General features: G+C 67.3%; 26 protein-coding genes. 3 read left to right on the forward strand and 23 right to left on the reverse strand.

What is annotated here, in order from left to right; all coding sequences use genetic code 11:
• Window positions 1-21: 21 nt before the first annotated feature.
• The 20 genes from IPK75_16980 to IPK75_17075 form a co-directional block, all read right to left on the reverse strand.
• Window positions 22-705, reverse strand: a complete 684-nt coding sequence (locus IPK75_16980; GenBank protein ID MBK8200043.1) for a response regulator transcription factor — start codon at window positions 703-705, stop codon at window positions 22-24.
• A gap of 35 nt (window positions 706-740) precedes the next feature.
• Window positions 741-1,139 (reverse strand): PepSY domain-containing protein, encoded by a 399-nt coding sequence (locus IPK75_16985; protein MBK8200044.1) that lies wholly within the window; start codon window positions 1,137-1,139, stop codon window positions 741-743.
• 64 nt (window positions 1,140-1,203) lie between these two features.
• Window positions 1,204-1,623, reverse strand: a complete 420-nt coding sequence (locus IPK75_16990) for a DUF1761 domain-containing protein (GenBank protein ID MBK8200045.1) — start codon at window positions 1,621-1,623, stop codon at window positions 1,204-1,206.
• Window positions 1,624-1,692: 69 nt separating this feature from the next.
• Window positions 1,693-3,375, reverse strand: coding sequence for a hypothetical protein (locus IPK75_16995; GenBank protein MBK8200046.1), 1,683 nt, complete (start codon window positions 3,373-3,375; stop codon window positions 1,693-1,695).
• A 107-nt stretch (window positions 3,376-3,482) separates the two neighbouring features.
• Window positions 3,483-4,343, reverse strand: a complete 861-nt coding sequence (locus tag IPK75_17000; GenBank protein ID MBK8200047.1) for a J domain-containing protein — start codon at window positions 4,341-4,343, stop codon at window positions 3,483-3,485.
• Between the two features lie 34 nt (window positions 4,344-4,377).
• Complete coding sequence (locus IPK75_17005) at window positions 4,378-8,004, reverse strand: glycoside hydrolase/phage tail family protein (GenBank protein ID MBK8200048.1); 3,627 nt, start codon at window positions 8,002-8,004, stop codon at window positions 4,378-4,380.
• A gap of 3 nt (window positions 8,005-8,007) precedes the next feature.
• Window positions 8,008-8,439, reverse strand: coding sequence for a C40 family peptidase (locus tag IPK75_17010; GenBank protein MBK8200049.1), 432 nt, complete (start codon window positions 8,437-8,439; stop codon window positions 8,008-8,010).
• Window positions 8,436-9,083: a DUF2163 domain-containing protein gene (locus IPK75_17015; protein ID MBK8200050.1), complete on the reverse strand. Its 648-nt coding sequence runs from the start codon at window positions 9,081-9,083 to the stop codon at window positions 8,436-8,438. Before IPK75_17015 ends, IPK75_17010 begins: the two co-directional genes overlap by 4 nt.
• Window positions 9,084-9,087: 4 nt before the next feature.
• Window positions 9,088-9,699, reverse strand: coding sequence for a DUF2460 domain-containing protein (locus tag IPK75_17020; GenBank protein MBK8200051.1), 612 nt, complete (start codon window positions 9,697-9,699; stop codon window positions 9,088-9,090).
• Between the two features lie 2 nt (window positions 9,700-9,701).
• On the reverse strand, window positions 9,702-10,070 hold the full coding sequence (locus tag IPK75_17025; protein ID MBK8200052.1) for a hypothetical protein: 369 nt from the start codon (window positions 10,068-10,070) through the stop codon (window positions 9,702-9,704).
• Window positions 10,067-10,246: a phage tail assembly chaperone gene (locus IPK75_17030; GenBank protein ID MBK8200053.1), complete on the reverse strand. Its 180-nt coding sequence runs from the start codon at window positions 10,244-10,246 to the stop codon at window positions 10,067-10,069. The genes IPK75_17025 and IPK75_17030 overlap by 4 nt, the downstream gene beginning before the upstream one ends.
• Window positions 10,246-10,539 carry a gene transfer agent family protein gene (locus tag IPK75_17035; GenBank protein ID MBK8200054.1) on the reverse strand — a complete coding sequence of 98 codons (294 nt, stop codon included), beginning with the start codon at window positions 10,537-10,539 and terminating at the stop codon, window positions 10,246-10,248. Before IPK75_17035 ends, IPK75_17030 begins: the two co-directional genes overlap by 1 nt.
• A complete protein-coding gene (locus IPK75_17040) occupies window positions 10,536-10,949 on the reverse strand; it encodes a phage major tail protein, TP901-1 family (protein MBK8200055.1) in 414 nt (137 codons plus the stop codon). The genes IPK75_17035 and IPK75_17040 overlap by 4 nt, the downstream gene beginning before the upstream one ends.
• Window positions 10,949-11,353: a DUF3168 domain-containing protein gene (locus IPK75_17045; GenBank protein ID MBK8200056.1), complete on the reverse strand. Its 405-nt coding sequence runs from the start codon at window positions 11,351-11,353 to the stop codon at window positions 10,949-10,951. The genes IPK75_17040 and IPK75_17045 overlap by 1 nt, the downstream gene beginning before the upstream one ends.
• A complete protein-coding gene (locus tag IPK75_17050; GenBank protein MBK8200057.1) occupies window positions 11,350-11,904 on the reverse strand; it encodes a hypothetical protein in 555 nt (184 codons plus the stop codon). Before IPK75_17050 ends, IPK75_17045 begins: the two co-directional genes overlap by 4 nt.
• Before the next feature lie 70 nt (window positions 11,905-11,974).
• On the reverse strand, window positions 11,975-12,178 hold the full coding sequence (locus IPK75_17055) for a hypothetical protein (GenBank protein ID MBK8200058.1): 204 nt from the start codon (window positions 12,176-12,178) through the stop codon (window positions 11,975-11,977).
• Between the two features lie 33 nt (window positions 12,179-12,211).
• A complete protein-coding gene (locus IPK75_17060) occupies window positions 12,212-13,378 on the reverse strand; it encodes a phage major capsid protein (protein ID MBK8200059.1) in 1,167 nt (388 codons plus the stop codon).
• A 23-nt stretch (window positions 13,379-13,401) separates the two neighbouring features.
• Window positions 13,402-13,818, reverse strand: a complete 417-nt coding sequence (locus tag IPK75_17065) for an HK97 family phage prohead protease (GenBank protein MBK8200060.1) — start codon at window positions 13,816-13,818, stop codon at window positions 13,402-13,404.
• Window positions 13,808-14,041: a hypothetical protein gene (locus IPK75_17070; GenBank protein MBK8200061.1), complete on the reverse strand. Its 234-nt coding sequence runs from the start codon at window positions 14,039-14,041 to the stop codon at window positions 13,808-13,810. Before IPK75_17070 ends, IPK75_17065 begins: the two co-directional genes overlap by 11 nt.
• Window positions 14,038-15,165, reverse strand: a complete 1,128-nt coding sequence (locus tag IPK75_17075; GenBank protein ID MBK8200062.1) for a phage portal protein — start codon at window positions 15,163-15,165, stop codon at window positions 14,038-14,040. Before IPK75_17075 ends, IPK75_17070 begins: the two co-directional genes overlap by 4 nt.
• A gap of 230 nt (window positions 15,166-15,395) precedes the next feature.
• Between IPK75_17075 and IPK75_17080 the strand changes: the two genes are divergently transcribed.
• Genes IPK75_17080 through IPK75_17090 form a run of 3 tightly spaced genes read left to right on the forward strand, consistent with a single transcriptional unit; the run spans window position 15,396 to window position 17,385 of the window.
• Window positions 15,396-16,280: an AAA family ATPase gene (locus tag IPK75_17080; protein ID MBK8200063.1), complete on the forward strand. Its 885-nt coding sequence runs from the start codon at window positions 15,396-15,398 to the stop codon at window positions 16,278-16,280.
• Window positions 16,277-16,801, forward strand: a complete 525-nt coding sequence (locus IPK75_17085) for a hypothetical protein (GenBank protein ID MBK8200064.1) — start codon at window positions 16,277-16,279, stop codon at window positions 16,799-16,801. The genes IPK75_17080 and IPK75_17085 overlap by 4 nt, the downstream gene beginning before the upstream one ends.
• A 20-nt stretch (window positions 16,802-16,821) precedes the next feature.
• Window positions 16,822-17,385 carry an AAA family ATPase gene (locus tag IPK75_17090; GenBank protein ID MBK8200065.1) on the forward strand — a complete coding sequence of 188 codons (564 nt, stop codon included), beginning with the start codon at window positions 16,822-16,824 and terminating at the stop codon, window positions 17,383-17,385.
• Window positions 17,386-17,388: 3 nt separating this feature from the next.
• Here the strand turns inward: IPK75_17090 and IPK75_17095 are convergent, their stop codons facing one another.
• The 3 genes from IPK75_17095 to IPK75_17105 are packed head-to-tail and all read right to left on the reverse strand — an operon-like array spanning window position 17,389 to window position 22,433.
• A complete protein-coding gene (locus IPK75_17095; GenBank protein MBK8200066.1) occupies window positions 17,389-17,964 on the reverse strand; it encodes a hypothetical protein in 576 nt (191 codons plus the stop codon).
• Window positions 17,965-18,020: 56 nt separating this feature from the next.
• Window positions 18,021-19,985 (reverse strand): hypothetical protein, encoded by a 1,965-nt coding sequence (locus tag IPK75_17100; protein MBK8200067.1) that lies wholly within the window; start codon window positions 19,983-19,985, stop codon window positions 18,021-18,023.
• A gap of 33 nt (window positions 19,986-20,018) precedes the next feature.
• Window positions 20,019-22,433: a transglycosylase domain-containing protein gene (locus tag IPK75_17105; GenBank protein MBK8200068.1), complete on the reverse strand. Its 2,415-nt coding sequence runs from the start codon at window positions 22,431-22,433 to the stop codon at window positions 20,019-20,021.
• Window positions 22,434-22,453 lie beyond the last annotated feature (20 nt).

Raw genomic sequence — 22,453 nt, forward strand, 5'->3', positions numbered from 1 at the left:
GCGGTCTAGCCTGCATTTGCCTCAGCCCGCAACGCGCGCTTCGTCCTGCGGCACGATCAGGCGGTATCCCAATCCGCTCTCGGTCTGGATGCGGTCCTGGCCGATCTTGCGGCGCAGACGGCCGATGAAGACTTCGATCGTGTTGGAGTCGCGGTCGAAGTCCTGATCGTAGATATGCTCGACCAACTCGGTACGCGGCACGACTCGGCCCTGATGGTGCATCAGGTAGGAAAGCACGCGGTACTCGTGCGCCGTCAGCTTGATCGGCTCGCCGTTCACGGTCGCCCGCGCGGCCCGGGTATCGACCATCAGCTTGCCGCACTCCAGCGTCGCCGCAGAGTGGCCGGTCGCCCGGCGCAGCAGGGCGCGCAGGCGGGCCAGCAGCTCCTCGGTGATGAAGGGCTTGGTGAGGTAATCGTCGGCCCCGGCATCAAAGCCCGCCACCTTCTCGCTCCACTGGTCGCGGGCAGTCAGGATCAGCACCGGGAAAGCTTTGCCCTCCTTGCGCCAGCTCTTGAGCACGCTCACGCCGTCAATCTTTGGCAGGCCGAGGTCGAGGATCACGGCGTCATAGGGTTCGGTCTCGCCGAGGAACTGGCCGTCTTCGCCGTCTGCGGCGAGGTCGACGGCATAGCCGGCCTGTGACAGCGCATCCGCCAGCTGGCGGCGCAGGTCTGCATCGTCTTCGACAACAAGGATTCTCATCTCACCTTACCTCTTCAATCGTTCAGGGGTCTGCGTCAGCCGCCGCGACGGTCGATGACCGCGCCGGTCTGTGCATCCACGGTCACGTGCACCTTGCGACCGTCTTCCGTCAGCCAGTCAATTTCATAGACTGCACCGCCTGCTTCCTGCGAGTAAAGGTCTGCGCCAAGCTGGTAACCACCATATTCGCGCTTCAGGTTCTGGAAAATCCGGCTCAGCGGAACCGTGCGGCCTTCCTTGACCGCGTCGCGGGCCTGGCCCGGCGAGAACTGGTTGCCCCAGCCCGGATCCTGCACCTGCGCGACCGGTCCGCCGGTCCACTCGGCCTGTTCGGCTCGCTGGTCGCGGTCCCTGCCTTTACCCTTGCCGTCCGCGAACGCGGCGGGCGTGAGCATCAGGCTGATGGCTGCAAGGAGGACAAGGGTACGTTTCATGAGCCCCCATATGCTGGGAAGGCTCTGAACGTTAAGTGAATGGTGCAGTTCAGGTTCAGTCAGCTTAGCGCCAGCCCCCGAGGATCGCGCCGGCCACCAGGTAGCCAAGCAGGAGGTGGATCGCGTCCATCATCAATAGCCCTTTCTTTTCAGGGCTGTAGACGAACGAGTAGAGCCGCGTCGCCATCACGATGAAGAACCAGATCTGGAAGGCCCAGAGCACCCCGTCCATCAGGCTGTCGACCCGTGCCGCCTTGAATACCAGTGCCAGCCCGATCGCCGTGAGAATCGGCATGACCGGCGAGATGGCCATCTTCCACATGTGCGGCTTCAGCTGCTCCCTGGAATATCCGGACAGCCGCAGCCACAGGCCTGAGAACAGCGCTCCGTAGATCAGGAAGCCGACGGCGTAAATGGCAGCTGCCGCCGCAAGCACCGCCAGCCAGTTGTCACCTGCCGTGTACACAATATCCGTTGGCGGCATGTTTCCCTCCCCGGTCCTGCCTCAGGGAGGGAAGCTACGCCTGCGGCGGAAGGCTGTCGAGGCGGCTCCCTAGAGACGCGAAGCCTTCAGCTCCACATCGGCATAGGCCCATACCTCCTCGAAGTGATGGCGCAAGTGCATCGCTTCCTCGGTCTCGCCCTGCGCCTCAAGCGCCAGCGACAATCCCGCCATCGACCAGCCATTGTGCGGATAGTCGGCAAGGTCCTTGCGGTAGACCGCTTCGGCCTCCTCGTACTTCTGCGCTCTCATCAGCGCCTCGCCGAGCGATTGCCGGGTCGGGTAATACCAGAAAGGCGGCTCGGTATAGGGCAGTGAATCCTGCAGCGCGACGGCTTCGCCGAAGAGTGCGATGGACTCGTCTGCTTTCCCGTCGGCCGAGGCGATCTCTCCGAGAAGGAGCTTGTCGGCGATGTTCAGCAGGAGGCTCGCGGGGTAGTCGTTGGTGTCCATGAACTGGATCTGGACAGTGTCCTTCACCTTCGCCAGTTCGACCTGTTCGCCCTTCGCGAGATCGGGCTGGCCTGACCGCGCGAACGCCACGCCGCGCGCGTAATGCCAGATGGCGTTGGAATAATCGAGGTCAGCCGGCGGCGCGTCCATCGCGAGGATTTCGTTCCACTTGCCGAACTGCACATGCGCCAGCATCGGCACGGTCTTGAAGAACTCGATCGTCGGAAATTCCTTGATCTGTTCGATACGCACATTGTCCGCCAGCTTCTGCGCCGTTTCCAGCGCAAGCGCGCTCTGCCCCGACATGCTCGCCGCCGCCCAGAGGAAGTGGACATTGTGCGGATAGTAGAGCGCCGGATAGAAACCCTGCGCGTTGCATTGCGCAATATAGGCTTCATCCACCTTCGCCGCCTGGATATTGGCCTGCGCCGCGTCCTCATACCGGCCGACCCGCCAGAAAATGTGCGCCGGCATGTGAACGAGGTGGCCGGAGCCCGGCACCAGCGTGTAGAGCCGGTCGGCCTCGTCCTCGGCTCGTCCTGCATCAGATGAAGCCTCGACCGCATGCAGGTAGAGATGCAACGCCAACGGATGATCCGGCGAACGCGCGAGGATCGTCTCCAGCGCATCGATCACCTTCACCGTCTCAGGCTTCGGTTCTCCGTCTGCGGACCAATAGTCCCACGGCATGGTGTTCATCCAGGCTTCGGCGTACATCGCCGCGGCATCGTCATCCAGTGGATGCGCCGCCACATAGGCGCCCATAGCTTCTGCATACGCGATGTCCTGCGGCTCGCGGGCGGCCTCGAAATCAGCGCTGTAGCGTGTCTCCAGCGCCTCGATCAGCGCCTGCTCGGCGGGCGTGGCGTTGGCTTTCAGCGCCGCCGCGCGCTTGACCGCCTTGTAGGCCGCTTCCCGGTCGGCGGGAGACATCACGGCCCGGCCCTTGCTTGTCACGTTGATGTTCGGTCCGGTCGCGAGCGCCTCGCCCCAGAAGCACATGGCGCAGGAGGGATCGAGTTTCTGCGCCGCGCGGAATGACCGGATGCTTTCGGCATGGTTGAACCCGAACGCGAGCACCATGCCCTGGTCGAAATACTTCTGCGCATCCGGGTTCGCCGTCGTGATCTCGCGGTGGAAAGTGCCCATGCCTTCAAACAGCGGCGCGCCGGCGCGTTCGGCAAGCGACGGTTCAGGCGCCGTGCCGGTCCAGTTCTGGATGGATTGGCAACCGGACAGCGCAATCAGGCTGGCGGCAGCAAAAAGGTATCTGGTTTTCATGTGATGCGTCCCCATCAGCGGGCGATCCGTTGGCGGACGGCCCTCAATATTCCGATGGCATTATCGTATCACGTTTCCGCGCCAGTGGGGAGGAATACCGGCGAGCGTCAGCGCCCCTCAGCCCATTTGCGAAGGCCGTCATCCTTCGGATCGCTCAGCACGATCTCCACACGCACGTAGAGATCGCCGGGCGGCGTGAGTTGCACACCCTTGCCCTTCAGCCGCAGCTGGGCGCCGGTATTGGTGCCGGCAGGGACCTTCAACGAAACCGGCCCGGACGGCGTGCGCGCCTCGACCGTGCCGCCGAGCACCGCCGTGCGAAGGTCGACACTGAGCGCCATGCGGAGGTCTTTGCCGTCGCGCGTCCACACCGGGCTCGCCAGCACGTCGACTTCCAGCAGGGCGTCACCCGGGGCGCCGCCCGAGGGCGACGGCTGACCCTGGCTCTTCAGGCGCAGGACCTGGCCGCTGGTAATCCCGGCGGGAATGTTCACGTCCAGCGCGCTGCCATCGGCCATCGACATGCGCCGCCGCGCGCCGGTGACGGCATCCTCGAACGCAATCTCGACGCGGTATCGCACGTCGCGCCCCTTTTGCGGTCCGGGATTGCGCCGGCGGGCGCCGCCGCCGAACATGCCGGACAGGATGTCCTCGAATGGATCGCCCTGCGCGCCGAACGGGCTGCCGCCGCTTTCCCAGCGGCCACCCCCGCCGCCCGGGTAGCCACCTGCAAAGCCGCGCGGATTGCCCTCGCCGTCTATCTCGCCGCGGTCGAACTTTGCCTTCTTCTCGGGATCGCCCAGGATGTCATAGGCGGCCGAGACGCGCTTGAATTCGTCCGCCTTCTTTTCGTCATTCGGGTGCTGGTCAGGGTGCAAGGCTTTTACCTTGGTCCGGTAAGCCTTCTTGATGTCAGCTTCGCTGGCTGACTTGGGCACGCCCAGAACTGAATAAGGATCGAGCGCCACGACGGGCTCCTCACCGCGATTCCACTTGCTGCGGTTACAGGTAAGGTGATCCGGGCCCGATTGAAAGCCATGGACCTGTGCGGCCATCCGGCGCGAGTCCGGCAACCCTCAGCGCCAGTGTACCGGGCGGCACGGCGCAGGCCGCAGAGGGCGTTTCGACACGTCCTTCAAAGCCGCTGCCGAAGTCAAACTCCAGCGCGAACCGCCCGTCACTGAGCGCCTCCGGAAAGGTCCAGCTGTCGGCCACATCGCTGCCCCGGCGAATCCATGTCGCCATTCCCGCCTTTACGCGCAGGTGGCACGGGCGCCATGGCAGCTGCGCCCGGTCCTCGAACACGGCCGTCTGGCTGCTCCCCGCCCCCGGCGTGGTCCATATCAGCTCTGCGCCTCGCTCCAGCGCCGAGACGTCCGCTCGCACGACCGCCGTGTCGAGCCGCACCAGCCGCGCGCCGACGTCCGCCGCCGCATTGACGCTGCCGCCCTGTCCCCTGAGCAGCCCTGTGAGCCGCCAGCAATCCGGCCCGGTCAACTCAGCCTCTCGGAACTGAACCAGCTCCCAGCCCTCCACGGTCTCCAGCAAGGCAGCATTGCCGCCCGCCAGCACCGACGCCGCCGGAAGGCTCGACCAGGCCTCCACCGGTCCGGTGACCTCGAGCACGCCGGCCTTGTCCCAGCGACCTTCCACCCCCGCTCCGACCGGTGCGCGTAGACGCCCGATGATGGCCGGCACCTCGATCCATGCGCGCGCGCGCAGGTCATCCAATTCCGGCCCGGCCAGCACATTCAACGCGCCGGGCCAGGGATCGGAAAACGCCGCCACCAGCGGACCATCGCCCGCGATCCCGGTGCCCGCCGGCGCGTCGATCACGACGAGATCCGGCTCGGGAAAGACCGGTGCCGGACCAGGCGCTGCGCCTGGACTCACCGACCGTGTCCGCGCCAGAAGCGGCAGCGCTTCGGCCAGCGTGAAGGTGCGCGTCGTTCCGGCATCCACGGCTGCTTCGATCCTCCAGACGGTCTCATCATCGAGGCGCAGGAGGTCCCCCGGCTCGAGCATCGCCAGCGCGGGACCGCCAACAATCTCTGCAGAAACGGTCCGCGCGGAGCGGGCCAGCAATTGCGCAGCGACAGCCTCGGCGCGCGTCTGCGACAGCGCAAGCGGCAAGACTAGGTCGGCCACGAGGCGCGCATCGCCATTGCTGCGGCGCGCCTCAGCCACCATAGGTTCATGATCCTTGTCCGGATCAATGCAGGTCAGCCGCAGGCGTGCGGGCGACTTGTCCATCAACTGGCGCGTGCGCAGCGGCGCGTCGCTGATCAGGCCGCTCGCCACGCCAGTCGCAACAGCGTCGTCTGCCATGCGGAATGCCAGACCGCCCGGCCGTTCGACGACTTCAAAATTGAACGCTGCCTGCAGTGGTTCCAGCGCCGCCCGCACGGACGAAACACCGTCCAGCACATAGCCCTCCACCAGGCCGTCGAGCGCACGCGTGTCGGCGCCCTCCACGCCGCCCGCTGCGCAGATCGCCGCGACGACTTCCGCGAGCGGCGCGAGCCCCGACCGCCCGTTCAGCCAGTGCCCGCGCGCCCAGTTTGCGCCGTCGCCCCAGACATCCGCGCGCAACGGCCAGGCCGGAAACGGCCGCGCGTCCCATGCCCACACATGCGCCGACTCGACATGCCCCCCCGCCTCGAAATGCCCCAGCGCCGCCGCAAGGAGGCGCGCCTGCATGACGTCATCCCGCGCGCCGGTGGAGAAAGGGGGCAAGCCGCTTTCCGTGCTCTTCGGATCGAAGAACAGGTTCGGCGCATTTCCCGCCTTGTCGACCGCTGCGAAGCCGATCTCGGAGAACCGTAGTGGCTTGACGCCCGGCTCCCACGCGGTCGGCACCGCCGCGCGCACGCCGCCCGGCCGCGGATAGTGAAGCGCGCCGGCCCATCCCGCGAGGTCTTTGGCGCGAAACACCCAATCCTCGCCATGCGCCGTGTCGATGATCGGCGTACGCACCTGCGCCGCGCGGTGTTCGTCGCTGGCATAATACCAGTCATACGCCTCTCCGCCCTGCAGCTGGGCGGCGAGATAGTCCGCATCGTCCGCCGCCTGGAATCCCGCCACCCGGTCGAGGTGATTCTCACCGTCCCGCCAGTCGCCCATCGGTGGATACCAGTCGATCCCCACAAATCCGACAGCGTCATGCGCCCAGAATGCGTCCAGCGGGAACAGCACATCCCCGCTGGCGTCTTCCGGCACATAGGTGCCGTATTCAGTCCAGTCGGCCGCGTAGGAAACGTCCGCTTCCGGAAGGATCGCCTTCACCTCGTCCGCCAACGCACAAAGAGCTTCTACAAACGGGAAGGCGCCCGCCTCGTCCCTCACGCGCGTCAGGCCGCGCATTTCGCTGCCAACAAGGAAAGCATCCACGCCGCCCGCGTCTGCGGCCAGCTGTGCATAGTGCAGGATGAACCGGCGATAGCCGTTGGCGCCTAGCATGAAGGCATCGATCTCTGTCCGCGCGCCTGCGGTCCTATTCGCCTCTACCGTGATCCGGCCCCGCCACGGAAAACCCGGCGCATCCACAAGCAGGAACGGCGTCAGCGTCACCTGGTAGCCACGCGTGCGCAGCTCCGCAATTGCATCGCGCACGCTGTGATCTGACGGCGTTCCGCCATAGTTCACACGGCCTTGCTCATCCTGCGACACGACATATGCCGCCGCTCGGCTTTCGCCGGCGACGGACCAGTCGTGTGGCCGCGTCACACGCGCCGGCGTTTCCACGCCCGGCCGGATCTCGCATGTGCCCGCTTCCAGCCCCGACGCGAACCAGCCGGCCGTCAATGCCACATGCTCCGCACGCGGCAGGTCTTCACGCAGCTGGTCGAGCGAGACGAGAAAGTCCGCCCGCGCTTCCCCGGTATGGACATTGAGCGGTCGCTCCTCGCCGGGTGCGGCCAGCTCGCGCACGATTTCCGTCGCGTAGACGAACTCGCCCGTGGCCGGAATGATGTTCACGCCGGTCACACACTGCGCCAGGTTGGCGGTCTCGCCCTCGCCCGGCGATCTTAAGACCTCGAACGACAGCTGCGGAATCCGGTCTCCAAACGTGTCGAGCGGCAAATCCTCGAACACGAGATAAGCGACCCCGCGATAGGCCGGCGCGTCGCCCTCGATCATCTCGATCAGGGGGTCGGCTTCCTGCATCTCCGTGCCCGGATAAAACCGGTACTGCACACCCGACAGATCGAACGGCTCGCCATTGGCCCACGCTCTCGAAACCCGTTGCACCGGTCCTTCGCCAAGCGCAACCGCAAGGCTGACCGTATAGCGCGCGGTCTCGACCCGCTGGCCGCCCTTCCCGCCGGTTCTTCGTGTCGTGCGATGCTCGGTGAAGCGCGACGCCCAGATGAGCTGGCCGCCCACGCGCATCCGGCCGTACACGGACGCAATCCCTTCTCCCTCCGCCGCGCCCATCACGTGCAGGGCTTTCACGCGCGGCCCTTCGACCGGCGCTGCGAAATAGCCATCGATCGCCTGTCCGGCGAGCGAGCCCACTGCCCGCCCGATGGCGGCGCCGGTGATTGTGCGACCCAGCAATGCAACGCCCTGAGGCAACAGGCGCTGGCCGATCGCTGCGCCCGCCTGCGAAAGAATGATCTGGGCCATGCTTCAGTCCTCCAATCCCGGAAATGCGAAGGCCGCCACCACGCGCCGCGCCCACCAGGGCGACAGCCGCGTTTCGGTCACGCACCGCCCCCAATACGCGTGGACCAGCGCACCTGCCCCGCTCGCCACGCCGCAATGTTTCGCCGGCACCCCCATCCCCATACGGAACACCAGCACATCGCCCGCCGAAGCGCCGCCGGGCGCAATCTCCACAAGATGCCGCCGGGCGGCGTCCAGCAACGTCTCTTCGCCCAGCGCCTCCGCCCAATTCGGCGTATAGGGCGGCGCCCGCTCCGGCTCCGCGCCGACGAGTTCGCGCCAGATGCCACGCACCAGCCCGAGACAATCGCAGCCTGCGCCTTTCAGGCTTGCCTGATGGCAATAAGGCGTGCCGATCCAGGCACGGGCGGCACGCACAATCTCGCTCCGCATCATCGCCGCCCCCCGGTGTTGCCGGTCGCAGGTGGTCCGGAAACCAGCGCCTCCGTACCCGGAAGGTGCGGGAATCCCCGGAAGTTTCCCGTGTTCGCGAACATATCCCGGCAGGTCTCGAACCTGTGGTCACATACCGCTCCCGGAAAGGCAGTGAGATCGACGCCGCACCGCGCATCGCCAAGGCTCGCATCACACCGGCGCGCATAGACGCGCCCCACCGGCCGCTCCAGATCCGCCTTCAGCGAAACGAGCTCCGCTTCGAAGCCGGCTGTGCCCCGCCGCAGCCGCGTCAGCTGCCCGCTCCAGACATGCACGTGATGCGCCGGCGTCATCCAGTCCACGCGCAAGACGTCAATCTTCGCCTCATCCCACAAGCCCGCATCGAGATCGCCTTCCGTGATCCCGTCATGCACCAGCGCGCCGCGCGCCTCCGCCTGACCGGGCGCCAGCGAAACGGTCGCTGCAAACCGCACCCCGTCCAGCGAACCGCCAGGCTCATGCGTGCGGCCTGCCACCGTCAGTGGCTGGTCATGCTCGGTTACGGCCAGAACCGTTCCATCCCGCCGGGTCAGCGTCCAGCAGAGGCAAGTGGTCGTCACGCCGCTCGCCAGATCAATAGCGAAATCTGTATCGACAGGTTTCATCCGGTCACCCGATCAGCTCAATCAGAGGTACACGGATCACGCGGCCCGCGCCGAATCCTTCCAGGTTCACATCCAGCCGGTCCGTGTCGAAGCGCACGGGACAATCGAACACGTATCCGGCTGACACCACGGCGCCCGCTTCCGGCGCATCGACCAGCGTCACGATGCCGGTCGTGAGGTCTGTGCTGGCCGCCACTTCAACGCCATCCACCGCCACGCGCACCGATCCCGCAACCGGCTTCCAGATCCGCCGCCGCCAGTCGCCATAAGCCTTCACCAGCGCGAACGAGACCGTTTCGCCATCGCCGTCGCCGATCACCTGGTCAAGCGGGGCCGGCTCGGCGCCAGGCGCGCAGGAACGATCATCCAGCCGGTCCCGGAACCGGAACCCGTGCAGCCGCCCGCCCCGCGCCTCGAAGAACGCCGTCATCGCCTGCAGCGCGTCCAGCCGCGTCGCCGCGCTGCCAATTTCCCACCGCCGGCGAGACCCCGCCCAGACAGCATTGCGCGCCTCGCCGCCGCCTGCCAGCGGCACAACTTCGACGCGCCGCTCCGGTCCGCCGCTCGCCGACAGTGCCAGCGCCATCGGCAAGCTCACTTCGTGAAATTGCGCCAGACTCACAGGAAGCGGCCTCCGCCCTGAACCATGCGGGCCAGCAGCGCAGCAATCGCGCCGCTGTTGCCGAGCGCGCCGCGTTCATCCGTGCCCGGCGCAAAGTTGAAGCTCGCTGATACCGAACTTCCCGGCGCGCTCCGCAGGATCAGCGCCTCCGCCGCTACCCGCGCGATGTCACGCAGAACGGCGTCCGCCATCTTGCGGAAATCGAGCTCGCCCGACCGTGCGGCTTCGCCCAGCGACACGCTGATCCGTTCGCCCGCCTGCCCGAAAGCATCCGCCAGCGCGTCCGCCGCCTGCCGCCCGGGGCCATCCGCCAGCTCCGCCAGCGCGCGTCCGGCGCCCTGCAACCCACCATCCATATCCGTCATCCGTCCTGCTCCTCCCTGTCCGGGTACCGCCTCATCAAACCTTCAAGGTCGCGCCGGGCCGCGCCGGCGCTATCGCCCGCCAGCCAGCGCCATTCGCGCACGCTGAGGCGCCAGAACGCGCCGGGTGCCACCCCAGCCGCCAGCGCCGCGCGCAACATTTCGCCCCATGGCAACATCAGCCCGCCAGCCCCAGCCGGAACGCCTGCGCCACGGCCTGCGCAGCCTCCCCCGCGCTCACCTCAGCGTTCGCCAGCCTCGATGCCGCCTCCGTCTCCCCACCGCCGCGCAGCAAGGCTGCCAGCACAAGCAACAGGTCCGCCGCGCTCAGCGCCCGCAGCCGGATCTCCAGCTCACTGATCCGTGTACAGCCGAGCGCAGTCTCGATCTCGGCCAACGCCCCGAGCGTCAGGCACAGCCGCCGATCGGCGCCGTCCATCCGCAACGCCACTTCGCCCCGCGCGCCGTTCATGACAGCGCCTCGAAGCTGAGCGCACCCGCGCTCTCCAGCGTCACGGCAAACTCCGCTTCGCCGTCGTGCGCCCCGCTCCAGCTCAGCTCGGCGATGACGAAACTGCCCTCCAGCACACCGAAGTCCGGCAGGATCATCTGCCACACCGGCGCTTCGCCGCCGAAGAACGCGCTGCGCATGCGCGCATCCGAAGCCGCGTCCCTGAACACGCCGCGCCCGCTCACCCTGGCCGCCTTGGTGCCCGCCCCGCCCAGCAACTCGCGCCCGGCATCCGGGCTGTCGGCGCCAGTCGCATCCACCTGCCCGGCACGCAGCTCGATCCGGCTGGCGCGTATGCCCGCCACGGTCACGAAGCCGCCGTCGCCGTCTGAAATCTTGAGCAGGATGTCCCGCCCGCGTTGAGCGCCCATCAGGCTGCCTCCTCTGAAATGATCCGGACCCGGAGCACACCGCGAAAGGCGCGGCGGTCCGCCTGACGCATCGCATCGCTGTAAGTCACATGCGCCAGCACGACGCGGCCCTGCGGAAGGGTCCAGTCGGCCCCGTCCACCGCCGCCCGCAGCGCGGCCAGCGCTTCACGCGCCTCGCGCACCCCGCCATGGCGCGACGACACCGCTACCGTCACCACATGCTCGCTTGCCTCGCCGCCTGAGGCGCCGACCGGCCTGCATTCATGCCGCTCGATCCGCGCGAACGGAAAGGCCGGCGCCTCGCTCTCGTCATCATAGATGCGGCCCTCGAAAATTTCAGAGACACCGGCATCCGCCCGCAGCGCCGTCATCAGCGCCGCGTGCACGCCCGCTTCCGCGCTCACAACCGCACCTCCCGGCGCCCCGCCAGCACCGCCGCTAGCTCGTCCGGCACGCCGCCTCGCCGGTCGCCGCCCGCCAGGTAGGCCGCCTGCCCCCACAGCTTCACGGCGTGCACCAGATCCTCCGGCACATCTGCCGCCGCGCCATACCCGGCCACAAACGTCACCTCGATTGCGCCGCCCAGCGGCACCACCGGCAGGCCCGCAAACGGCCGCAAACGCAGCCGGCCGCCAAGCAGCGTGAACCGCCCGGTCAGCAGCTCCTCGCCCCCCTCTGCGTCGACACGCACCACCGACACCAGCGCCTTCGCCGGCCCCGGCCGCAGCTTCACGCCGCCCCGCAGCAGGCCATGCGGCCAGGCCGCCCAGCGCCGTTTCAGCGTGCGCTCCACGAGCGCCAGTCCGGTCGATGCCTCGACCTGCGCCCGCCCGGCCTTGATGAGTTCGCCCACCAGCGCATCTTCGGCATTGGTGCCAAGGCGCAGGAAGTCTTTCGCCGCCGCAAGCGTCAAAGGCTCTTCCGCTGGCGGCGTGATAACCGTCAGGTCTGTCATTCTGGATTGTCCTTACAGGGAGGGGTTGGGCCGCCCCGGTGGGTGAAACACCGGGGCGGTCCGTCCGGGATCAGATCATGTCCCGGAGCTTCACGATGATGTCGCCGCCGATCGGCAGGCCGACCGTCCGCACGAGTTCGTTGTCGATGCCCGTCTCGGTACCGCGCAGCAGCGACGCCACCGCTTCGGCCACCTTCGTCGTGAACTCATCCTGCTGCGGCTGCGTCAGCGCCGCCGCCTGCTTGATGATCGCGATGATCACACTCTCAATCATGTCGTTGTTTCCTTTGTGGTTCCTGGGAGAAAATCAGAACTTCATCACCTTCACGGCATCGAAGTTCTGCACGCCGCCGCCCACACGTTTGGTCGTGTAGAACAGCACGTAGGGTTTGGCCGAGAACGGATCGCGCAGCACACGCGCGCCCTGCCGGTCGGTGATCAGGTAGAAGCGGCGGAAATCGCCGAACGCGATCGCCGCATTGCCTGTCCCGATGTCCGGCATGTCCTCGATCTCGGTAACGGGATAGCCGAGCAGCGTCGCCGCTTCCCCGCTCACGCCGGGCTGCCAGACATAGCGTCCATCCGCATCCTTCAGCTTGCGGACGGCCGACACGGTGCGCCGGTTCATCACAAACCGTGCGCCGGTGCGGAACTGGCTCTTCGGCGCGTACACAAGATCGATCAGCTGGTCAGCCGCATCATCCGCCGTGAAATCACCCGCAACGAACCCGACCTTTCCCCACACGTGCGAGGCATCCGCCACCAGTTCATAGTCCAGGAAGCCTCTCGGCTTCGCCGTGCCATTGCCCGTCACGAAAGCCGCCGATTCCTGTGCCGCGAACGCCGTTTCCACCTCGTCTGCAAGCCAGGCATCGATATCCGCATACGCGTCTTCAAGCAGCGTCTGCGTTGCCGCAGGCATGGCGTAAAGCTCGCCCGCCGGGAAGGTCAGGAGATCGAGCCCGGTAACGGCCGTCTCCGTCCGCTCTGCTTCCTCGTCCACCCAGGCCGCCGCCGCGCCAAGCCCGACCGGTTTCTTGTAGATCCCCACCGACGTCTGCCGCACGGTTGCGATCTGCCGCATTGGGCTCGCCGCCAGCAGCCGCGCCTCAATCAGCCGGTCAAGCTCCGGCGGCGCAACATGCCCGCCTTCGCTGCCCGTGCCGGTGTTCAGCGACTTCACGTCCAGCCGCGCCACGCCGCTCTCGTCGCCCGTGCGCAGGTAGCGCATCCACGCTTCGCGGCGTTCGTCCGTCTCCACATCGGCGACGGCCGAAGCCTCCGGCCGCGCCATCTTGAGGCTCAGCGCCTCAAGGCGCCGGTCGATGCGCGCCAGCCGCTCATCCGTCAACGGATCGCTGGAGCCCTTCTTCTCGATTTCGGCGAGGCGCGTATCATTCGCCTGTCGGTAGCTTTCGAATACCGCCATCATCTCGGCCGTATCGGCCTTCACGGCCTTGGTTTCCTTGGTCATCCTGTCTCCTTCACTGACCCGTTTCACGCCGCGCGCACGGCGCCGGCTCCCATCACCTGAAACAGCGCCATGCGCTGCATCGGCTCGCTAACCAGCGATATCTCCACGAGGTCGACCTCGATCAGGTCGCGGCCTCCCGTCGCTCGCGGCGTCCAGACGCGCGGGAAAAATCCGATGGATAATCCCCGCGCGCCCCCCTTCACGAGGCCGATGCCGGCCTCGCCCTCGACCAGTCCGCGTACGAACAGGCCGTATCCATCTTCTGCCGCGCGCACCCATCGCCCGGCCCTCGCGGTCTCGCGGTGCGCGAGCAACAGGGGCACCTCGCGCCGCCGCGCCAGGCTGCGCGCAAAAGCACCCGCCCGCACCACGTCGCCGCTCATGTCCGGCCGTCCGAACACACTCGCGTATCCTTCGATCAAGACTGGCTCAGCGCGCATCGCGCACCTCCAGCTTTCGCTCGATCCGGTCGAGCTGCGCTCGCATGGCGCCGAGTTCGGTCTCCACCCGCGCCAGCCGTTCGGCCACCGGCCGCTGTTCGCGCATCCGTTCTTCCAGCGTCGCCACGCGCTCCGCCGCGGCGCCTGCCCACAGCAGCACACCTGCCGTCTGCACCAGCACCGCCACCACCACGCCAATCGTCAGCCTGCGGTCGAAACTCATGGCTCCAGCCCCGCCAGCCTGCGCTTCTCTTCGCGCGTCAGGAAAGTCGCGTCCTCCAGCCGGCTCCACAGCGCCTCGCGCTCGGTCGCCAGCGCTGGCACACGGTCAAGATCGAGCGCCACGTCCACATCTGTCTGGAAAGCACCGTCCAGCCAGCGCGACAGCGCCTCTGCCACTCGCCCCGCGAGCGGCAACACGGTCATCCTCCAGAAAGCAAGGTTCGCCTCCCGGTAGTTCGCATACGTATTGTCTCCGGGAATCCCCAGCAGCATCGGCGGCACGCCAATCGCCAGCGCAATCTCGCGCGCTGCCGCGGCGCGTGTAGCCTGGAAGTCCATCTCCGCCGGCGACAGTGACAGCGCCTGCCATTCCAGCCCGCCTTCCAGCAGCAGCGGCCGCCCGGCATTCGACGCGCCTGAAAAGCTGGCCTCGAGTTCTTCCTTCAGCCGGTCGAACTGGTCCGGCGGCATCCGCCCGCCCCCGCCATACACCAGCGCGCCGGAGGGCTTCGCGGCGTTGTCGATCAGCGACTTCGCCCAATCGGCGCTCGCATTGTGCAGGTCCAGCGCCCGGCGCGCCGCCGCCAGCGGCGGCAGGCCCATCACATCATCGGCCGGATGAAAGAGCTTCACCTGCAATACCGGGTTCCATCCCTCGGCATCGCGCCTCACAATTCTCTCTTCGCCCTTCCGCCCTCGGACGGCCCAGGCTTCCACCCAGCCGCGCGCATCCGTCACCGGTCGCACCGCCCCGCTGCGCAGCGGGAACAGGGCCGCAACCGCGTCCTCTCCCGGCAGGCGCACCGCCTCGACAAAGGCGTTGCCGCTCAGCAGCAATTCCGAGAACACCGCCTCCAGGAATCCCGCCGGCGCCATCTCGGGGCCGGGCCGGCGCAGCAGCGCGCCCGCTCCCTCATGCGCGGTCTTCAGCGGGATCGAAGCCGCCGCCTCCGCCACCATCCGTACACAGCGATACGCCACCGCATTGCGCAGGTAGCCGTCCCGGATCAGCGCCCCCGAATCCCGTGCGCCCCAGCTGGCCGCGCGCGGCTCGCTCAGTAGCGCCACCGGCCACGCGGCTTTCGCATCGCGCGGCGGATTTCCAAAAGGCCAGGTCCATTTCATCTCGGGGTTCGCTCGCTTCGGCTGTCTCAACGGCCGTGAAGCTAACCCCGCTGGATACCCTGCCGGATTGGAACGGCCTGATTTACTGCGACTATTTTGCGATGCCCTGAATCGTTAGGAGTTTTTTATTTCGGCCTGCCGATATTTTGTCGGCATAAGTGTTTTCTTGCGCAACCAAATCTGCCATCACCCGAGGGCAAGATCGGACTAGACCGAAAGAGAGAAACTCCATGTCGGCCCGCGTTATTTCAATTGCCAACTCCAAGGGGGGGGTCGGCAAGACCACCACCTGTGTCAGCCTCGCCGAGGCCTTCGCCGCTGCCGGAATGCGCACGCTGGTGATCGACCTCGACACCCAGGCGAACGCCTCGCTGCTGATCTTCGGCCATGCCGGCGACGAGCACCTCTTTCAGGCGATCAACGACTACGCCACCATCTCGGACTGGCTGCTCGAGAACTTCTTCGCGGGCGAGCAGCGCCGGCTGTCGGAATTCATCGTCACCAATGCCAGCGACGTCACCTTCAAGGGCAAACCCCTGCCGCTGGACCTGATCCCCTCCTCACCGCGCCTGCGCAAGACCGAGCGGGAGCTGATCTTCGAACTCACCGCCAAGGGCTACGCCATGGAGGCCCTTCAGAACCAGGTCGGCAAGCGCCTGCGCGATGACCTGAACCTCCTCAAGTCGGAATACGACGTCATCCTGTTCGACTGCCCGCCCGGCATCTCGGTGATGACCGAATCCGTCCTCGCGGCCAGCCACATGATCGTCGTTCCCACCATTCCGGATTTCATGTCGACCCTCGGTCTCGACCTGTTCACAGGTGACATCATGAAGAATCTGCGTAACCGGGATATCGAGACGCTTCCGGTCGTGCTCGCCACGCGCTTCGACAATACGGCCCACCAGCAGGTCGTCCTCGGCGCCATGCGCGATGCGGCCAGCGCGAAGGAAACCGAGTTTGCGATGTTCAAGACCGTCATCCCGCTGAAATCCGGCTTCGCAACGAACCCGATCGAACTCGGCCCGGATCCGACCCTGCAGGCCAAATGGCCGGGCGAAGCTCTGGGCATCATTGAGCAGCTGCTCGGCGAAGTCCGGGAGAAGCTTGCATGAGCTTCGGCGGCGGCGCACCCGGTTTCAAGGCGATCACGGCGCTGCTCGCCGCGGCGCCGGACCTGTCCGGCGTCGCCGACAAGGATTGGGCCGCCGCCGCCAGCCTGATCGTCAAGAAAGTACTGGTGTCCGCCGGCCAGACACGCGAAAGCCTGCTCGCGCTGCGCGCGGCTTGCGGCGACGACATCTTCGAGTCGCAGCTGAAGTCGCTGTCGCACCATCACGCGCGCCAGCTCGCCCGCCGCCTCGACAAGGACGTGCCGGACCTCGAAGTCTCCACCGCCCGCGCTGCGGCTGCATTCGTGCGCGCCGTGCTTGCGCCGCCCCCCGAAGCCGAAGCTCCGGCTACGGAGCAGCCGGCCGGCGAAGCACCCGAACCTGACGCCGGCGCAGAGCCCGCCGCCGATCCGGCCACGGACAACCCGGAAACAGTGACCACCACGCCCGGCGACGACCAGCCGCCGTCTCCGCCCACCACGCCGAACCCCTATTTCGGCCGCAAGTCCTTCCGCACCGGCTAGGCCCGAAGCACAGCTCGACCATGGTCACGCCGATTGCCCTTCAAGATGCACCGGCGCGGCTCTCGGCGGCGTCCCGCATCCTCGTGATCGGCTGCTCAGGCAGCGGCAAGAGCACACTCGCCCGCGCCCTTGCGGCCCGCTACGACCTCCGCCACATCTCGATGGACCGCGACGTGTTCTGGCTCCCAGGCTGGACCGAGCGGCCGAAAGACGAAGCCTACGCGCGCGTCGAGGCGCTCGTGCAGGAAGACCGCTGGGTCATGGACGGCACCAGCCCCGGCACGATGTATCGGCGCCTGCCGCGCACCGATCTCGTCATCTGGATGCGCCCGCCGCGCTGGACCTCCCTGCGCGGCGCCGTCGGCCGCTGGCTGCGCTATGCCGGCCGCACACGGCCCGAAATGGCGCCGGACTGCCCGGAGAAAATCGACCTCGAGTTCCTGCACTACATCTGGAACTTCGAAACGCTCCAGACGCCGCGCATCGAACAGGCGTTCGCCCGCTACGGCGCCGGTGTCCCGGTGCTGACGTTGCGTTCCCGCGATGAAATGAACCGCTTGGTGGAGATGACCGGCGCGGCCTGAGCCTCAGCGGCCGGCAATCCGCAGCGTATCTGCCGGGCCCGCATCGTTCGCCGGCGGCTCCGACACGCTCCACAAGGCCCGGAACGCCAGGTTCGCCAGATTCGCCGCTTCGCTGCCTTCGCCCGTCATCGCCAGCTGTCCGTCCTCGAACGGGGCCGAGCTCCAGGCCTTCAGTTTCTTGCCGGTCCAGACCGCAACGCGGCCGAAATTCACCTGCTCGGTAATGTCGCCCTGCTCGGGCACGTTGACCACGCGCACAGTCGCGCGCGCCGCGTCTGCGCCGTACACGCGCGCCACCGCGCCGACCACATCCGTGCCGGTCAGTTTCGTGAAAATCGCTTCAAAACCAACGCCCCGCGCCTCGAATTCCGGCAACCGCGCCAGCATCTCGCGGGCCACTTTCGTGTCCGGGCTGCGCGCAATCAGCTGCACTTTCAGCGCGTCTGGGTGCTGCGAATGGCCCACCGTCCGGCCGATCCGGTCGATCACGTCCGGCACCGAATGGGCTGTTTCGCTGAAGGCGGTCTTGGGCGGGGTCATCGGGTCTGCCTCGGTCGCAGCCGGCAGCCTCAGCCTCATGCAAAGCCCGCCAGCATTCACCGCCGACCATCGGGAGATTTCGTTAACGGACCCTTTCAGGCCTCGCGGTAGGGCCCCTCGCCGGCCTCTGTGTCCTCGTCTTCATCGTCCTGCCCGGCCCCCGGCATGTCCGGCACCATCGCCTGCAGCACCATCTGCTCGAACGCCCCCGGCAGGAACCGGTAGGCCACGAAGGTCGTGTTGGAAACCGGCCACCTTGGAGGAACGAGCGACGCGGCCTTCGTCTCGCGCTTGCGATCGAACAGGTCGTCCTCGTCGTCGCCCGCGCGGTCATCATTGTCCGCATCCGGCGTTTTCATTCGCTCTAAAAGGTCGCTGCCCGCCGCTTCAAGCTGACGCTGAATCGCCGATGACGACACGCTCGCCCGCTTGATGATCTTGCCGGCCTGCCAGGCGATCCGCAGCGTATTCAGGATCTGCGTCGCCTGCTCCTTGGCCAGCGGCCCGGCCACCGGCAGCGCAAGGTAAACCTCGTCATAGTGCGTAAACACATACGGCCGCAGGAACGCGAAATCCGGGTTCTCCTGAATGTCATGCGCGCCGGTCACCAGCGCCAGCGGCCGCTCCTTCTCGCCGCGCAGGTCGCGCATCATCCGCGCGAACGCGGCGAACTTCTCGGTCGGCTGGCTCCACAGCGCCGACAGGAATAGCAGCGAGTCGATCACGATGGCGAGCCCCAGCGGCAAGGCATCGTCGCGCCGCAGGCCTTCCTGCGCCTCCACCAGCTCCTTCACGTCGGAACTCGACATCTCCGCGCCTGCCACCTCGCCCGCCCGGTTGCCCAGCGCCTCGGCAATCGCCTCGCGCCGCACCGCTTCCTCGCGCTCGGTCTCGGTCTGCGTCTGCGGACCGTCGACAATCCCGCGCACCGGCGCGGTCAACGTGAACCAGAACCGGTCCAGCGCCTCACGCGTCGCCGCTGCGCCGGCATAGCTGTCCAGCTGCGAAATCGGCAGCACCGGCAGCGCAGCCAGGTCCGCCGCCACGCCGTTCATCTGGCTGGCAATCGAAGGGTTGTAACACTTGAACCGCGCCCCGCTGCCGGACTCCACCCGCGTCAGCGACGGGTTGGCATACTCCCCCGCCCAGGTGCGCAGATCCGCCACATAGTTGGTCACGCTCTGGCTCGTCGCCAGCGCCTCCAGCGTCGCGCCCGCCTTGTTGGCCGAGGCCGCCGCGCCGCGGAACACCTGCTCGCGTTCTTCCGGCGTCACTTCGCTCGCAGGCTTCGCGCCCATCGCGCGCACATCCTCGATCGACTTGCGCACCGTTTCGGCTTCTGTCCGCACACTGGCAATCTGCGGCGTCAGAACCGACACCAGCGCATTGATCTCGCCTGCCCGCGACGCGAGGTGGCGCGTACGCGGCCCATCGCCGCCGCCCGACAGCTCGCCGCACTGGTTGCCGCTCGCGCGCTCCTGCGCCGAGAGTTCATTGAAGTTCGTGTTGAGCGCGGTCAGCGTCGACAGCGTACCCGCCAGCTGCGAATCCGCCACCGTGATCTCGCGGTCGAACACAGTCAGGTAACGCTCCGCATCGCCCACCGCCTGCGAGCGCGCCTCCAGCTGCGTCCAGTAGAAAGCGAAGCCGAAGCTCACCGAGATCAACAGCGTCACCACATACGTCGCCACCAGCGACATGCGCGGCCAGAAGTTCCGGCCCGACCGGAACATCTCGCTGACCGAATACGCCATGATCACCGTCGTGGCGAAGATGAAGAGGAACACGCCGGCCACGCCGAAGAAGCCGAAGCTGTTGTCGCCCGAGCGCAGCACCTGCAGCATGCCGGTATAGGTGCCGATGAACGAGATCGTCACGAACACCGCGAGGCAGAACATCGGCACCGACGCAAAGATCGGCAGCGCCCGCGTCGCCGCCGCCATCCGGCTCAGCTGCTTCGCCGTTGCGTCCACCGCCGCGCCTGCAGATGCTGCGCGGCGTCCTCCGTCTGCGGAGGAACCCGTCTCGTCATCGCCGCGCGATTGCCAGGGAAACTTCAATTCACGTCCTCCAGGAGATCACGCAGCAACACGTCAGCAATCGGCGACAACGTACCCCCCGCCAAGGTCCTTGGCGAAGGCCCCCTTGTTGGAGCCTGCACCCAAGGAAATCACATAGGAATAGGCTCGCCCGTCGGCAAACTCGATGCCGCCGGCAATCCACCAGTCGGACTCGTTGAAGGCCGCCCCGCTGCCCGCCGAGACCGATCCGGTCTTCGCCACGTGCAGCGCCACATCCTTGCTCGCCGCCGCGCACCACGCGCTCAGCCGGCGCAGCGTGCCGTCCTTCGTGTCACACACCGGCTGGCTCAGCACCGCGCGCAGGAACTTCGCCTGCGCCTCGCCGATGCCCTCAAGGTCCGGCAGTACGGTCCGCTTCGGTGTCTCCTCGCGGAACGTGTAGCTGCCATCGGCCAGCGGCTCGATCCGCTTGTAGCTTTCCACGAAATACGGCTCCGTCACGCCGCCGCCCTGTCCGCGCACGGCCGCCAGCGTCACCGCCGCCAGCCAGTGCACCGCCCGCGGCCGCCCGGCGAACCGGCCGAGCGCCAGGTTCGTTGCCATCGGCGTCTGCCGGTGGCGTTCCGGCAGGTAAAAGCCCAGCGTGTTCATCAGGTCCAGCGTGTGCTGGATGGTCGTGCCCTCGCCCAGCGCGCGCACCACCGCCGGGTTCAGCGACGAACCGAACGCCCGGCGCAGCGTCACGCGCGCCGGCGTCGCACCGCTCGCGGCGCCTGCACACCGCTGCTGCAGCCCCGGCATGCACGCATTGCTGACAGTCTTGTCGGGGTTGTCCTCTCCGCCCTCCGCCAGCAGCAGCGCCGCCGCCAGCTTCGCCACCGACCCCACCGACCGCGTCTCCTGCGTCCGGTCATACGGGCCCCGGCCAAACCCCCGGATCGACGCGCGCGTGTCGCCGTATCCGGAATACGCCGTCGTCGCTGACGAATTGTAATAGCGCACGATCCGCCCCGTCTCGTCCGCCGCCGCAATCACCAGCGGCGTGTCGCCCTCCACGATGCTTAGACTGCCCAGTTCGTTGACAACGCGCTGCGGCAGCGCGCCCTTGCGATACCGCCCGCCCGCTTCCAGCTCCTCGCCCAGCGTCATCGCCGCCTCGCGCGCCCGCGCCCGGAACTGCGAATTCTTCGCCACGTCCAGCGTCACCGCCACTTCGCGCACCTTGCCGCGCCAGGGGTGTGTGCCAGTCAGCCGCGTCGGCTGGCGCTTGGCCGGCGTGATCGCCGACGCCTTCACCGCCGCCGCTTCCTCCACCGGCGCCAGCAGGTCCGTCAGCTCCGCCACCACTTCGCGCTGCACGTTCGGCGCCAGCTCCTTCGCCAGCCGCATCGGCGCCATCAGAGGCACCTCGGCGGTCACGCCCTCCATCCGCAGGATCTCGAGGAAAGCCGGGTCCGTCTGCCCGACATTCGCCGGCACACGCAGCTGGTCTAGCCGCGCCCGCGTCGCCTCACGCACCCGCTTGTCGGGGATCACGCGCGTCCCGTCCGCCAGCCGCGCCGAGTCACTTGCGCATTGCATCGCGCGCTTGCGGCTCTTCTTCTCGTCCACGCCGATCAGGTCGTACAGGATTTCGGCGCGCGCTTCCTCGCTGGCGGGCCAGGCGATCGGCCGGCGCACCGCCGCCGCCAGCACCAGCTGCTCGGCGGGGTCCAGCTCCTCGGCCGTCTTGCCGAACAGGAACTGCCCGGCCGCATATACGCCGTAGATGCTGCCCTGTTCGTCGCCGCCGCCCTGCACCAACGGAATATGCTCGGAAAACCAACGCTCCAGCCCGGCCGTGTCGCCGTCCTTCACGAGATACCGGTTCAGCACCGGTGCCTCGCTCAGTTCATGCAGCTTGCGCCACATCGGATTGGAGTTGCGCGAATGCATCTTCCACATCGACCGGGCCAGCTGCATCTCCAGGGTCGAGCCTCCGCGTGAACTCACGGGCAGCCGCGCGAGGTGCAGCGCGTCCACACCAAACCGGTTGCGCCATTCGCCCCGGTGCCGGTCCTCACTGAACACCACGCAGCGCCAGAAATAAGGCGGCGCCTCAGCAACCGGCACGGCCTTGTGGTCCGGCGACTCGCCGAACGGGCTCAGCTCGCTGCGTTCGAACTCGCCGAGATGGTCGTTCTCGGTCTCCGGATGCACGATGCCGAAATACCGCCCCTCGCTGTCGTACAGCGCCACCGCCCGCGCCCGCAGGTCGGCAAACTCGAACGCTTTCCAGCGCGCCTCGCCATTGATCAGCAGCGCCCCGTTCAGCCAGCCGAACCAGGCGAGCGCCCCGAAATACAGGATCGACACCGCCAGCAGCGCCACGCCCAGCGTCCGGCGCTGCCCGCCCTTGATCACGATGGCCGGCACGCGCGTCGTCCACCGCGCCGCCCCGATCCCGAATTCACGGGCCGAATCGAAGATCCTGGCGAGGAATCGCAACGGCTCCGGCTTTCCTTCAG

This window comes from Acidobacteriota bacterium (genome assembly GCA_016712445.1).
Taxonomy (GTDB): domain Bacteria; phylum Pseudomonadota; class Alphaproteobacteria; order Caulobacterales; family Hyphomonadaceae; genus Hyphomonas.